Raw genomic sequence first — 12,803 nt, 5'->3', positions numbered from 1 at the left:
TGTGAATTGGTCTATCTTACACAACTTTTTCATTACGAGCGCACGCAAGCTTCGTTTCCGAACTATTCCTCAAGCACAACGCGCCCTCTCCAATCAACTGCACAAAGTTTTTTCTTTCTTTGTATGAAACCACCCTGCTTTATAAGGGGGGCTAGGGGGGATCGAATTCTATGCAGCTTCATAAAGAATTGGTATAACATCCTATGCTTACTCTTCAACTTAGCCAAATTCGAGTTCCACCAGGGCAAAGAATAATACTGGAAAATGTGAGTTGGCAAGTATTTGAAGCAATTCTCCACGAGTTAGGAGAACATCGCGGGAGTCGAGTAGCATACAGCCAAGGAACGTTAGAAATTATGGCTCCATTACCAGAACATGAGCGATATAAGGTAATCATCGGAGACTTGGTGAAAGCTTTGTTAGATGAACTCAATCTGAATTGGGAGTCTTTAGGTTCAACTACCTTTAAGCGAAAAGATATAAGTGCAGGTATCGAACCTGATGATTGTTTTTATATTCAAAACTACAAGCTAATGATTGGGAAAGACAAGATCGACCTAACTGTTGACCCTCCTCCTGATTTGGCGATTGAAATTGATGTCACCTCTAAAACCCAAATTAGTACCTACGAAGCGTTAAGAGTACCTGAAATTTGGCGATATGAAAACAAAAACCTAGAAATTAGCTTGCTGCAAGGTGAACAATATGTGAAGTCTCTCATTAGCCCCACATTTCCTACTTTTATTATCACAGAACTCATTCCCCGGTTTGTGGAAATGGCACGAACTACAGGAATGAGTTCAGCACTTAGAGTATTTCGACAATCGGTAATAGAATTCGCGGGTATATGACAAACTCTCGTCCACTAAAGTAAAATCAAGGTTTTGCCTGGGTAGACGCGATTTCTAACCGTCAAATTAAAGGCATTCCGCGCTTTACTTAAAGAAGGGGAATTAGTATAGAGTAATTGTGACCGAATTTAATTTACAAATCCAAGAAAATAGCGATGGCTTTGCCAACGCCAAGGGCGAACGCTTATCAACTCCACTTGAGGATGCTTTACCTAGCTTGCTTCCCCTTCAGAGTACGATACACTGCGTCAATACCAAAGGCGATCGCCTTGACCGTTTCCTTTCTCAAGAATTACCTGACTTATCCCGTTCTCGCATCCAACAGTTAATAGAACATGGTAACGTCCAACTTAACGATCGAGTTTGCACATCTAAGAAGATCAACGTCAAGCTAGGCGATCGCATCACTCTGGAAATACCAGAAGCACAACCCCTAGAACTGCTAGCAGAAGATATCCCTTTAGATATTCTCTACGAAGACGACCAGTTACTTATTCTCAACAAACCCGCAGGCTTAGTTGTCCATCCAGCGCCCGGTCATCCAGATGGCACTTTGGTAAATGCTTTATTGGCTCACTGTCCCAATTTACCAGGAATTGGCGGAGTTCAGCGTCCGGGAATTGTCCATCGATTGGATAAGGATACAACGGGAGCGATCGCGATCGCTAAAACAGATATTGCCCATCATCACCTACAAGCACAACTCAAAGCTAAAACTGCACGGCGAGAATACTTGGGCGTAGTTTACGGTGCGCCAAAAACTGAAAGTGGCACTATAGATTTGCCCATTGGTCGCCATCCCCAAGACCGCAAGAAAATGGCAATTATACCCGTTGAACAAGGCGGACGATCTGCCGTCACTCATTGGCAAATACTAGAACGCCTTGGTAACTTCACCTTGATTCACTTTCAATTAGAAACTGGACGTACTCATCAAATTCGTGTCCACAGCAGCAAAATGGGTCATCCAATTGTCGGCGATCGAGTTTATAGTTCTGGTCATTCAGTGGGAGTAAATTTGCCCGGTCAAGCACTACACGCTTGGCGACTAAAATTACAGCATCCTCTGTCTGGGGAGTTGATTGAGGTGACAGCGACTCCTCCCGCTCACTTTACAAAACTTTTGGAGATGTTAAAAAGACGAACTGTACTTTAAGCTCATCCCACACCTAAAACTAGCCTCATTTTAAAGACATCAAACATTGTTGAAGAAGAATTCAGAAGCCAGAATGGGCTAAACGCCGCACTACCGCTAACAGGAGTCAGAATGAATGAGTGGGGGATTCAGACACCCATTTATTCAGACACGACGCTCGTTCGCCCTTGGCGTCTCCCCTTGGGAGAAGACTCGCTAACGCTACGCTATCGCAGACTCGCTAACGCTGCGAAGCACCGCCAGTCGCACAGAAAACATTGCTGAGTTCTGGCTCCTGACTCCTGAATTCTGTATAAAAAACCATATCCAATGCCCAATTCCCAATGCCCAATTCCCATTAACAACTAGCGTGCATCAGACGTGGGATAGAGTCTGTTTCATTTAGTTATATCTAAATAAAACTCCTACATAACCCAAGACTCATGCACGCTATAAAATTATCAAAGCGATGTACTAGCAGCCGCCGACCAAAAATCGTTACTTAATTCCAGTCAGCTGGCGATAAGGTACAGACTTTTCGATATCGATGTTGAATGACGAGATCCTTTGTGGCGCATTGCCAGTTGCATTGACACTTTGTGCCATAGACAGGAATAGAGCTGGATCGCCAGCTTTGGGCTTTTGCTCTTGTGGAAGGAATCTGCGTACTTCGACCTGCCAAATGATTTGGGGGAAACCAAGTTTGGTACGGTGGTAATCTTCGTATCGTGGTGATTTGATGTTGAATGGCAACTCACCCTGAGATTGAGATGGCAGTATCCGACGGCGCTGATAAGGCACTGTGGAGTATCCAAAATTGCTCAGGTACTCTTCGGTGTTGAGCACTTCATCAATAAAGCCTACAATCCCCTTGGTAGCGACTACAATTGACCAAGCAATTTTTTCCCGCTCGCTGTATGGATCGCGTCCTAGAACTCGCTGAATTACTTGCTCAACAAAACGATAATTATTGTTGAGGTCGTAGAAGCTTTTCTTAAAGGTATTGGAAAGCACTAACCCACGAATAAAGTCTCGTACTGTAATTTGTCCATTACGGAGTTGAGACTCTAAATATGTTTCGCGATCGGCAGCAAAGGCATAGAAGAAAATTTGACGATATGCTGCTTCTATCAGATCGCCTAAATCTGACGGAGAAAGTATATTGTCGGTAGTAAAAATCCTGGGCTGTTCATCACCAGGTACTTCATATGCAGCTACACGCTGGTTTTGACTTGAAGGGTTATATTCTAACAGAGGAAGTGGCACTCTAAAGCCTCCATGTTCTTAATTAAAGTTAACAACTTTTAATCACATATTAAGGGAGTAGTTGGATCAGAACTTCAGATTCTGATAAAATTTCACGAAACTTAACTAAGGGTGATTTCAGTATTTGTAGGAGAAAATGATTAGCCTGCTGGATTTAACCCATAGCTAATTAATAAAGAGAGTGGGGCTTCCAGCTTAATGGCTACGTAAATTACTCAAAAAACTTTGTTCACATATTTTAGATTAGAAGATTCAGTTTCACCTTTTTGAATTGAAGCAATAACTTTTAACATTTAGCAAAAGAAATTAATGGCTAATTGGGGATTGGGAATTGGTTATTCTCCTCTGCTCCCCTGCTCCCCTGCCTCCCCTGCTCCCCTACATCCCCTGCCTCCTTCAACGACCTATCCAAAATTCCAAGGGATCTATGGTTGATTTACAGTAAGGCCAGCTACGCAAAGTTGCTTCCATCCCTACCTCCCAGTAGGGTGGTTCCAATCCCAGTCCTAAACATAGATGAGATAGGATGCTAGCAAACTGCTCGTTGTGACCAAAGTCTCCTAGATGGGCATGGGCGTATTCATGGACGACTACACCAAACCAGTCTTGAGGTGCAACTCGACCGACATCTACCAAAATGGTGGTTGGGTTTGTGAGAATGTTGCACAGCCCATCTATGCCGAAGGATTGAGCTATGGGTACTGCAAAAATTTGGATGTGGCGACGCTCTTGGGGATGAAAGCACTCATGACAAACTTCTAGATAGGCATTTATCTGAGCGTTTACGGTGTTAATATTTTCACCGATCCAAGTGCAAATGGGAATGCGATCGCGCAGGTTATCAAACACATCCACCATACCCGGTTCTAGGGCAAGTCCCTGTACCAGACGCAGGTAATCTTGCCCACGAGTAAAAGCATCACTCTGCTTGAGATAATTCACCAGCCCAAAACTGAATAAAACTGTCTTTTTTCCAGAACATCCGGCCCTTGTTTTTCTGTTACTTCTGCTGTGCTGGAAACCTCAACAGAATTATCAATGCGGGTTTCAGAACAAAACGATGCTGTACTGAAGCCGCCAAATCGTTTGACTGTACTGGTTCGCAGTCGCATATTTGGACTGGCAAACCAGAATCGCTCAATGGAACTCATTGTTTCGTATTCGGTTGTCAGCACCAGTCCATCTTCATCATCCATGTGAAAAAGACCGACTACAGGCACTATTTCGGCGTAACCTCTTTCGCGGAGTAATTTGCCTTGCCTTGGGTTATCGCCATCAGGCACGATCGCAAATATGGTTTTCCCCTGATGATTCTCTTCACCCTCTCTATCCCATGCCATAGTGCCTAGCCAACGCACACGTGACCCACCTATTGAAAGGCTGGGGTCAATCTCATGATACTGGCACAGTTCAATGATTTCTGGATGATCGGCATCTAGAGTTTCTACCTGTATATCTGATTCTCCCGTCTCTGAACGCTTGAAGGCTAGATGATGAGTTGCACGTTGCGATCGCCACTTACCAGCACTTAGCTGAAAAAATTCCATTGCGTCTATCAATCTTCTGACTCCTACTTATTACTCCTGCGGATGATGTTTTCCTTCTTCTTTCTTTTTACAGTTGTTGGTATATAAACATTCTAAACATTACAGCCATTCGCGGTCAGCTTCAATAAACTCCCTACAAAGGGAGAGGCAGACGTGTCGTTGTGTAATTGTAAACTTTTATGGGGTCTATTTCTTATGGCTTGACAATGTAGACGTTTTAATATCTCAGTGCTAGACTATTAGCAAGCAATGTCAATGACAGCTTACGCCTTCACACTAGCGGTAACAACAAATACCCTTCGATCCAGTCAATCCGAGGAGTGAATGATGGACTTCCCAATCGAACTAACTTTAGAGCAACAGTTTCGTTTACAAAATTTGAAAGACCAGGTAAAAAATTTGAGTCAAGAAGAAGCTCAGGATTTTTTGTTAGAAGTCTTACGGCAGATGATGGTGAAAGATAATTTGGTCAAACATCTGCTTAAACAAGCTTAATCAATTAAAAAATAAGATTTTTTCCTAAAGACTTACGCAGTGGTGGGGTTCCATTGAAACGCGTAAGTCTTAATTTTTTGGGAATTGGGCATTGGGCATGGGGCATTGGGCATTGGGAATTGGGCATGGGGCAATGCCCAATGCCCCAATCCCAAATTAAATATTACAGATTATTACTTTGTCTCTCATAGTAAAGACTAGGGTACTATTGATCCCCTATGTTTTTGTTTGGCTACTCACAGTTAATCTGATCGAGAACACGCCAGAAATAATATCCGCCATTTGTGAATATTAAGGAGAACTCATGGTTCTTGATGCTTTTTCCAGAGCTGTAATTGCGGCTGATGCCAAAACCGCTCCTATCGGTGGTGCTGACTTGGCAGCCCTTAAGTCTTTCATCGCTGAAGGCAACAAGCGCCTTGATGCAGTGAATGCGATCGCCAGCAACGCAAGCTGTGCGGTTTCTGATGCCATTGCAGGGATTGCTTGTGAAAACACAGGTTTGATTCAATCTGGTGGTAACTTGTACCCCACCCGTCGGATGGCTGCTTGCCTACGTGATGCTGAAATCGTTCTGCGTTACGTAACTTATGCACTATTGGCTGGCGATTCTTCCGTATTGGATGATCGTGCTTTGAACGGTCTGAAAGAAACCTACACAGCTTTGGGCGTACCCACCGGATCTTCTGTACGCGCTTTCCAAATCCTGAAGGCTATCAGCGTCGCTCACATCACCAACAGCAACACTGAAGCTAACGCTGGCAAAAAGTTCCGCAAACTGGACACTCCTCAAGGCGACTGCTCTGCTCTAGCTGCTGAAGCTGCTAGCTACTTCGATCGCGTTATTTCTGCTCTGAGCTAATTGCTAATCGCTAACGCCTAAAGCCTATTAGTCAAGCCAACTGAAATAAAAACTCGATCAAATCTAATCTGGAGTATAAAAAGCAATGAAATCAGTTATCACTACGGTTATTGGAGCTGCTGATGCAGCAGGTCGTTTCCCAACCTCCTCTGATCTAGAATCAGTTCAAGGTAGCATTCAACGTGCTAGTGCTCGTCTAGAAGCTGCTGAAAAGCTAGCTGCTGGTATCGATAACGTAGCTAAGGAAGCTTATGATGCTGCCTTCAAGAAATATCCTTACTTGACCCAAGAAGGTGAAGCTGGCGCTACCCAAGTCAAGAAAGACAAGTGCCTCCGCGACATCAAGCACTACCTACGCTTGATCAACTACAGCTTAGTTGTGGGCGGTACTGGCCCTCTAGACGAATGGGGTATTGCAGGCGCTCGTGAAGTGTATCGCTCTTTGGGTCTACCCACAGCTCCTTACGTTACCGCGATGACTTATACTCGCGATCGCGCTTGCTCTCCTCGTGACATGTCTCCTCAAGCATTGGTTGAGTTCCGCGCCCTCCTCGACTATGTAATCAACTCCCTGTCATAGTGACACGGATTGACTAGACGAGCGATAGTCATACTCTAAAACTTAGGGACTCTCAGTCTGTTGCTTTGCCTGTATCTGGTTGAGTGACTGACCAAGAGTCCCTCAGTTGTTACTAATTCGTAATTCGTAATTCGTAATTCATGATTGAATTTGGGGGATTTAGACAGGAAAATTTGATTTTATGACAATAGATTCTCTATTTGAACAGTTAAAACACCCCAACCCCAATCTGCGGGAACGGGCTATGTGGGAACTAGCTGATGTCCGTGATGAAAATACCATTCCTCGGCTGATGGGTATTTTGGATGAGGAAGATGTGACTTACCGTCGAGCGGCGGTAAAGGCATTGGGTGCTATTGGTACGGACGCTGTACCGCTACTGGTAGAGTCATTAATAAATAGCGATAATGCCACCATTCGGGGTAGCTGTGCTAAGGCTCTGGCACAGGTTGCTGCTAACCATCCCGATGTTCCTTTCCCGGCTGAGGGCTTACAGGGATTGAAAACAGCGCTCAATGACCAAAATCCCGTTGTTTATATTGCATCAGTGATGGCGCTGGGTGAAATAGGTTCTCCTGCCTTTGAGATTTTGACTGAAGCTCTAAAAACAATAGATAATGTTGCGCTGGCTGTAGCGATCGTCAATGCACTCGGCTCGATGGGTGATATCCGAGCAGTGGAAGTGTTGACAGCATTGACAAATGATGAATCTATTGAACCGTATGTTAGAGAGTCCGCAGTCAGTGCTTTGCCCCGATTAGATCAGGTGATTAAGTATAAAAGAGAATAGCGATCGCTCTTAAATATAACTACCTTTGTCAATCCTAATAGAGCGGATACATTAGATGAACAGACTAGGTGTCACCTTGAAGTAATCTCCGAGTGCCTTAGCTTGTGCCTTACTAATCGACCGCTTACCGTTCACAACTTCAGATACCACGCCGCTCGATCCGATGATGCCCACCAAGTCAGCTTGACAAGTATCACTGGCTTCCATAATGTGCTGGAGAATTTCATGCGGTGCAGATTCATCCATTGGATAGTTCTGTACCTCATACGCTTCAATCAGCGTTACTATCAGCTTATGCAGAGCTTGTTCTTCTGGAGTCCGGTTCTTGCAAAACGTTAGGCGCTCTGCCACAGCTAAAGCACGATCATACTCCTCTTCCGTTTCAATTACCTTGGGAGCAACTTCAGCTAGCAGACTACTATAAGCAGCTTGGTCAAAAGTAAGGGTCATTTTTCCATTTACCTTTGTCGTATTCAGCGTGAGTTAGAAAGTATTTGTAATAAACCGTTTGGTTTTCGTAGTCAATACCGACAATCAGGCGATAGTCATTACCTTTGATATTAAAGACTGTAAAATTTCCAACCGCTTCAGCATCCCGATAAATCTTACGAACTTCCTCCAAGTTTTGCCATTCCACCTTCTTGACGGTTGCGTACCAGTCGTCAATTTGCTTTTTGACATCGGGGTATTGGGCAGCATCAATGCGGAGATTCCGAATCGCAATCAGATGCATTCGTCTCTAACTTCTCTAGCTATATTCATCAATCAACGAAAAACTAGTTGCTGCTTAAATACTCTCAAAATGAGAGGAAGATGTCAAGTTGTAAATGTGCATCGATTTATTCCCAAGCATCCTCCTCTAACTGTCTCTCAATTTGAGAAATCGCCAACTTGATCACTGCCTGAACCCCCGCTTCTTTTTCCTCAGTTAATGCAGCTTGCAGTGGTTCTAAAGCAGTGCGATCGCCAATCTTCATCAATGCTAAAGCCGCAGCTTTTCGAGTTTCCCAATCGGCATGATGCAGTAACTCAACCAGATTAGGAATTGCTGGTTGATAGGCTAGGCTGCCTAAAGCAGATGCAGCTTCACACCGCACGATTAAGGATAAATCAGTGAGAGCGTTCACCAGAATGTGAAATGCTCCTTCTTCAGCGCCTTCTTGAGCAATTTTAGCGATCGCGCCTACCACCGCAGCCCGAACTTCAGCCGAGTCTGAGTTAATCTCCCGATATAAATGCTCCTTTGCTTCTGACCCAATAAATCCCAACGCCCATACCGCATGACCTTTGGCACTTTCTGGATACTCGGTTGACGCTAAGATTTTTAGCAACGCTGGTACAGCAGCCTCGCCTATTTTGGCAAGCCCTCCCACCGCCGAGGTTTTGACCACGGTATCTTCATCATTTAAAAGGGCATTAACCAAAGTGGGAATTGCGATCGGGTCAGCGATGAGTGTCAGGGTTTTAGCGCTGGCTCTCCGCACAACTGGGTTTGGATGATTTGCCACAGCTTCCATCAATAAAGGGGTCGCTGGTTTACCGATTTTACCCAATGCCTCTGCGAAACTCAACCTAACCATACCCCGTGAGTCTCCCATACTCTCAACCATTCGCTGTAGTAGCTCTTGGTCATCGGGGTTAAAGGTGTTTAAGCTTAATTGCTCACTCACCGCTGCAAATAAAGCATCCGTTTCTGCATGGGACAGATTTAACGAATCCGCCCCGGATTGAGTTTCGGAGTTGAGCATATAACTTATAGCTAAATTATTAAAATAAATTACTAATTGCTGGCACTCAGAGCAGCTTGTTGATTACGGAGTTCCTGGAGAGCAGAATCAATCTTGGTAAGCTCAGGCTCTAGTTTTGCCATGACGTTTACTCTCATTAATTTAGCCCGTTTTGCTGTTTCCGTAGTTTCTTGGATTAGACGTTCCCGATATTGCTCAAGTTCTGCAATAACTTCTGCTACATCTTGGGCGGTTACGTTATTGTTTGTTGTGAATTCTGAGGTTTCATCCATAAGTTTTGTTTCCTAAATGCGTGTTTATATGAATGATGTGTTTTTAGTGTCCCAAAAAATCTTTGTATTTGGTTATTCGCTAAAGACCAGTACTTAGCTGTTACATAAAACTGAACAATTGGCAAGAGGCAACTAACTAATAGCTGACAAATGCATATATTCCGATCTTCTCAGATCGAGTTACCACTGGTAAAGCTTTTTTACGGAATTCTTCAAAAGTTAAACCCAACTACAACCCTCGATTCAACTTCTGATAGGTCTTTTAGGCTTTTTTAATTGAAAGTGCGTAGGCGTAGCCCGTCCTAAACATCACGGTGCATAATTTAACACCTTGCAAAAACCGCTCAAGAGGTTTCCTCAAGTGGAAAAATATCTCCCCGTAAATAGGACTCAAAGTTTTTCTTAAAATATTGAATGCTCGTTACATTCGGTTCATCACTTTCTGTTGGCGTGAATTCATAAATTGGGACTTTTTCCCTCACCAACTTGACCAAGCTAGGGTGAAGCTGTTCAAAAGAATCTACTCTAAAGATTGTGGTTTCAAATCTTAATTTAGCTGGATGAGCATATCCTAACTTCATCCACGGCAACCAAGGACAGTCCCTCGCCCACTTAGCAGGAGGGACATCAGTTGCATCGGGTCGGCAAGTATTTGAGATAAAGTACTCAACTCCCTTAAACTTTTCACCAGGGCAATAGTCTGAATATTTGCTATCTCCTGCTAAGGGATGCGGGTATTCTAAAGGAATTTCCATGACAGAGGTAATATATCCGCTGCCTTTGGGTATGACAAATTTCTTTGGTTTAACTGAGCCTTGGACAATCCGGTTAGCAATGTGTACTACTGGTACTGCTTGACTTGCTGTTGGTGACTTCCAAAAGTGCAGAATTTCTTGCGTATCTGGGTCACAAAATAAACCCAACTCTCTATTGATGCGATACCCGACTTCGCCATACTCAGGATCGGGCTTGAGAAATACTTTGGTAGCATTCATCCCAATAATAGAGAATAATTTTTCCTTTGATTTATCTGGTGTTTCTTGCCACCAAATTTCCCCAGACCAGTTGTAATAAAGCTGTAAACCATGATTTTTTCTGTAAAAATCGAGGTTGTTAAATTCGTAGTCATCTAAATAATCACTCATACCGCATTTTCTCTAGTCTGAAAATCTAAAATGCCTTTCTGGAGATAGTTCCAGCGCTCAGAGCTTTTATCCCTATTGACCCCTGATGAATAGTACCTACAATTATACGTATACAATCATTGATTTCATGAAATCGGCGTTGACTAAAAACGCATAACCTATGTCTATCACGACTTTCGGCAATATCTACTCAGATGAGTTAATTACAGCCACGGAGTTGAATCGTCAGCCTGGGCGGGTTCTGGACAAAGCTTTAGAACGTCCAGTGACAATTACTCGCAATGATCAGTCTTTTGCTTTGTTACGCCGGGAGGAAATGACTTTTCTTATAAAGGCAGCAACACAGAGTAAAGCTGTTTTTGAAGCATTAACCGTCGCCTTTTCTTTGTTACTTGGAAAAGAAATCGGCTTTGAACATCCTTATGGATGGCTCAGTTTCTTTGAAAAAGATGATCTGCAAGACTTTATCAAAGAACTAAGTGAGGCTTTTCGATTGATAGATTCATCTCCCATAGCATGGGAGATGATTGACGCTCTCATTCATGAATGGCACGAGAGCGCCATTGCGATCGCTAGTCCTGAACTGGCAGATGCTTTTAGTGCCGAAACTGATGAAGTGCTATTAAAGTCGCCACCTGCTCAGAGTGGTGTGTGAATGAGTTTCCAGTCCCCAATCCCCAGTACGATAATAAACGTGACCTCTGAGCAATTATCCAAGAGCCATTTATAGACCAATGGATAAACGTTTTTTTAAAATGTTTGGGTTAACAGAAGAAGAAGCGATCGCAATTATCGATACTCCATTAGAACAACTCGAAGACGCTTCTGATAAATATATAGCTGTTTCCCATTTAATTAACTTCCCTACTGAGCAATCGATCGCGGCTTTGGTACGGGCGATTGAAACCAGTAACCCTGATGAGTTAGACCACCGGATTGTTCGACGCAAGGCTGTGGAAAGTCTAGGGCGATTGCAGGCCGAATCAGCTTTACCTGTAATTCGGCAGTGCCTTAAAGATGATGATATTTATACTGTTGAAAATACTGTGTGGGCGATCGGGGAAATCGGGACTAAAGAGCCAGAAATCCTCGAAGAGGTGGCGCAACTACTGGATAAACCCGGCCAAATCTATCGAGTGATTATTCATACTCTAGCTAATGCCGACTATCAGCCGTCACTTGAACGTGTACGTAAATTTACTCAAGTTGAGGATGAACCTACCCGTAGTGCAGCGATCGCTACAGTTTGTCGTTTCACGGGTGACTATTCCGAAATCACTGAGGTGATGACGCTGCTGCAAAGTTCTAGCGTCAATGCACGACGGGGTTGTATTCAAGACCTGATTGATTCACGCTACTACAAAGCCATCCCAGAAATTGCCCGTTGTCCTGTATCTCTGGTGTTCCGGTTGCGAGGATTGCGGATGCTTTTGGATGCAGGTGTTCCCAATGGTGAAATTACTTTTACAGAAATTCAACCTTACTTAGAGCAAGTACTCTACGATCATCCCAACGACCTTGATTTAGTACACGAGTATGATGCTACCCCTGTGCTAGATTTTGTGATTAACGAACTCTACGAAACCGATTTTGGCCGCTGCTATTTAGCCACAAAAACCTTACTGGATATCTATGCACAAGAAGCACCCCAAGCACTTTTAGTTACTTATGGGGATAAGGCATATAACGACTATGGCGCTCATTATCATGTGATGAAACTTTTCGGCTGGCTAAAATATGCTCCCGCTTACGATTTATTAATAGAAAACCTGCACAACCGCGAACCCCAGTTTCAGAAATCTCGTGCAGCGTGTGCGATCGCTCTTGGTGAATTGGGTGATTCACGAGCAATTCCTGAACTCAAAATTTGCCTAAATACGCCGATTTGGGATTTGAAATACGCTTGTTTATTGGCGCTAGACCGCTTAGGAGACTCATCTGGTCGGGAAATTTGTACTGGCGATCGTGATTGGTTAATTAGGGCGAAAGCGACGAGTAATTAACTCATCCCCCGGCTTCAAGCCGGGGGATTTCGAGTCATTGGTTATTGGTGCTAATGACTAATGACTAAATCGGCGGGCGGCTATCTCTCCATTGGTGTCAACTTAACGC

At 43.8% G+C, this 12,803-nt stretch carries 16 protein-coding genes; 8 read left to right on the top strand and 8 right to left on the bottom strand.

Annotated features, from left to right (window positions below; all coding sequences use genetic code 11):
• Positions 1-203 precede the first annotated feature (203 nt).
• Positions 204-851, top strand: coding sequence for a Uma2 family endonuclease (locus A4S05_RS33190; protein WP_069074025.1), 648 nt, complete (start codon positions 204-206; stop codon positions 849-851).
• A gap of 238 nt (positions 852-1,089) precedes the next feature.
• On the top strand, positions 1,090-2,007 hold the full coding sequence (locus A4S05_RS33185) for an RluA family pseudouridine synthase (RefSeq protein WP_141699879.1): 918 nt from the start codon (positions 1,090-1,092) through the stop codon (positions 2,005-2,007).
• Between the two features lie 477 nt (positions 2,008-2,484).
• On the opposite strand, the gene A4S05_RS33180 is transcribed toward A4S05_RS33185, so the two are convergent.
• The 3 genes from A4S05_RS33180 to A4S05_RS33170 all read right to left on the bottom strand — a co-directional run bounded on the left by A4S05_RS33180 (position 2,485) and on the right by A4S05_RS33170 (position 4,808).
• On the bottom strand, positions 2,485-3,252 hold the full coding sequence (locus A4S05_RS33180; protein WP_069074024.1) for a phycobilisome rod-core linker polypeptide: 768 nt from the start codon (positions 3,250-3,252) through the stop codon (positions 2,485-2,487).
• A 396-nt stretch (positions 3,253-3,648) separates the two neighbouring features.
• Positions 3,649-4,194 carry a hypothetical protein gene (locus A4S05_RS33175; RefSeq protein WP_069074023.1) on the bottom strand — a complete coding sequence of 182 codons (546 nt, stop codon included), beginning with the start codon at positions 4,192-4,194 and terminating at the stop codon, positions 3,649-3,651.
• Positions 4,191-4,808: a phycobiliprotein lyase gene (locus tag A4S05_RS33170; RefSeq protein WP_069074026.1), complete on the bottom strand. Its 618-nt coding sequence runs from the start codon at positions 4,806-4,808 to the stop codon at positions 4,191-4,193. The genes A4S05_RS33175 and A4S05_RS33170 overlap by 4 nt, the downstream gene beginning before the upstream one ends.
• 318 nt (positions 4,809-5,126) lie before the next feature.
• On the opposite strand from A4S05_RS33170, the gene A4S05_RS33165 reads away from it, so the two are divergent.
• The 4 genes from A4S05_RS33165 to A4S05_RS33150 all read left to right on the top strand — a co-directional run bounded on the left by A4S05_RS33165 (position 5,127) and on the right by A4S05_RS33150 (position 7,526).
• Positions 5,127-5,294 carry an NblA/ycf18 family protein gene (locus A4S05_RS33165; protein ID WP_069074022.1) on the top strand — a complete coding sequence of 56 codons (168 nt, stop codon included), beginning with the start codon at positions 5,127-5,129 and terminating at the stop codon, positions 5,292-5,294.
• A 304-nt stretch (positions 5,295-5,598) separates the two neighbouring features.
• A complete protein-coding gene (locus A4S05_RS33160) occupies positions 5,599-6,156 on the top strand; it encodes a globin family protein (protein WP_069074021.1) in 558 nt (185 codons plus the stop codon).
• A gap of 85 nt (positions 6,157-6,241) precedes the next feature.
• The gene (locus A4S05_RS33155; protein ID WP_069074020.1) at positions 6,242-6,736 is read left to right on the top strand and encodes a globin family protein; all 495 of its coding nucleotides are present in this window, start codon (positions 6,242-6,244) and stop codon (positions 6,734-6,736) included.
• A gap of 181 nt (positions 6,737-6,917) precedes the next feature.
• The gene (locus tag A4S05_RS33150) at positions 6,918-7,526 is read left to right on the top strand and encodes a HEAT repeat domain-containing protein (RefSeq protein WP_069074019.1); all 609 of its coding nucleotides are present in this window, start codon (positions 6,918-6,920) and stop codon (positions 7,524-7,526) included.
• 51 nt (positions 7,527-7,577) lie between these two features.
• Here the strand turns inward: A4S05_RS33150 and A4S05_RS33145 are convergent, their stop codons facing one another.
• The 5 genes from A4S05_RS33145 to A4S05_RS33125 form a co-directional block, all read right to left on the bottom strand.
• A complete protein-coding gene (locus A4S05_RS33145; RefSeq protein ID WP_069074018.1) occupies positions 7,578-7,976 on the bottom strand; it encodes a helix-turn-helix domain-containing protein in 399 nt (132 codons plus the stop codon).
• Positions 7,960-8,259, bottom strand: a complete 300-nt coding sequence (locus A4S05_RS33140; protein WP_069074017.1) for a type II toxin-antitoxin system HigB family toxin — start codon at positions 8,257-8,259, stop codon at positions 7,960-7,962. Before A4S05_RS33140 ends, A4S05_RS33145 begins: the two co-directional genes overlap by 17 nt.
• Positions 8,260-8,365: 106 nt before the next feature.
• The gene (locus A4S05_RS33135) at positions 8,366-9,274 is read right to left on the bottom strand and encodes a HEAT repeat domain-containing protein (protein ID WP_069074016.1); all 909 of its coding nucleotides are present in this window, start codon (positions 9,272-9,274) and stop codon (positions 8,366-8,368) included.
• A gap of 32 nt (positions 9,275-9,306) precedes the next feature.
• Positions 9,307-9,546: a hypothetical protein gene (locus A4S05_RS33130; protein ID WP_069074015.1), complete on the bottom strand. Its 240-nt coding sequence runs from the start codon at positions 9,544-9,546 to the stop codon at positions 9,307-9,309.
• Between the two features lie 344 nt (positions 9,547-9,890).
• A complete protein-coding gene (locus A4S05_RS33125) occupies positions 9,891-10,691 on the bottom strand; it encodes a DUF1838 family protein (RefSeq protein ID WP_069074014.1) in 801 nt (266 codons plus the stop codon).
• A gap of 160 nt (positions 10,692-10,851) precedes the next feature.
• Between A4S05_RS33125 and A4S05_RS33120 the strand changes: the two genes are divergently transcribed.
• Together A4S05_RS33120 and A4S05_RS33115 are read left to right on the top strand one after the other, a co-directional pair.
• Positions 10,852-11,346, top strand: a complete 495-nt coding sequence (locus A4S05_RS33120) for a hypothetical protein (RefSeq protein WP_069074013.1) — start codon at positions 10,852-10,854, stop codon at positions 11,344-11,346.
• A 79-nt stretch (positions 11,347-11,425) separates the two neighbouring features.
• Complete coding sequence (locus A4S05_RS33115; protein WP_069074012.1) at positions 11,426-12,694, top strand: HEAT repeat domain-containing protein; 1,269 nt, start codon at positions 11,426-11,428, stop codon at positions 12,692-12,694.
• The last annotated feature ends 109 nt before the right edge of the window (positions 12,695-12,803 follow it).

Source organism: Nostoc sp. KVJ20, from assembly GCF_001712795.1.
Lineage (GTDB): Bacteria > Cyanobacteriota > Cyanobacteriia > Cyanobacteriales > Nostocaceae > Nostoc.
Note: the sequence above shows the minus strand (reverse complement) of the source record. Positions and strands in the feature narration are given on the sequence as shown.

Coding starts and splice junctions, on each gene's coding strand:
- A4S05_RS33190 (WP_069074025.1), top strand. CDS start 204: ATGCTTACTCTTCAACTTAGCCAAATTCGAGTTCCACCAGGGCAAAGA.
- A4S05_RS33165 (WP_069074022.1), top strand. CDS start 5,127: ATGGACTTCCCAATCGAACTAACTTTAGAGCAACAGTTTCGTTTACAA.
- A4S05_RS33160 (WP_069074021.1), top strand. CDS start 5,599: ATGGTTCTTGATGCTTTTTCCAGAGCTGTAATTGCGGCTGATGCCAAA.
- A4S05_RS33155 (WP_069074020.1), top strand. CDS start 6,242: ATGAAATCAGTTATCACTACGGTTATTGGAGCTGCTGATGCAGCAGGT.
- A4S05_RS33150 (WP_069074019.1), top strand. CDS start 6,918: ATGACAATAGATTCTCTATTTGAACAGTTAAAACACCCCAACCCCAAT.
- A4S05_RS33145 (WP_069074018.1), bottom strand. CDS start 7,976: ATGACCCTTACTTTTGACCAAGCTGCTTATAGTAGTCTGCTAGCTGAA.
- A4S05_RS33140 (WP_069074017.1), bottom strand. CDS start 8,259: ATGCATCTGATTGCGATTCGGAATCTCCGCATTGATGCTGCCCAATAC.
- A4S05_RS33135 (WP_069074016.1), bottom strand. CDS start 9,274: ATGCTCAACTCCGAAACTCAATCCGGGGCGGATTCGTTAAATCTGTCC.
- A4S05_RS33130 (WP_069074015.1), bottom strand. CDS start 9,546: ATGGATGAAACCTCAGAATTCACAACAAACAATAACGTAACCGCCCAA.
- A4S05_RS33125 (WP_069074014.1), bottom strand. CDS start 10,691: ATGAGTGATTATTTAGATGACTACGAATTTAACAACCTCGATTTTTAC.
- A4S05_RS33120 (WP_069074013.1), top strand. CDS start 10,852: ATGTCTATCACGACTTTCGGCAATATCTACTCAGATGAGTTAATTACA.
- A4S05_RS33115 (WP_069074012.1), top strand. CDS start 11,426: ATGGATAAACGTTTTTTTAAAATGTTTGGGTTAACAGAAGAAGAAGCG.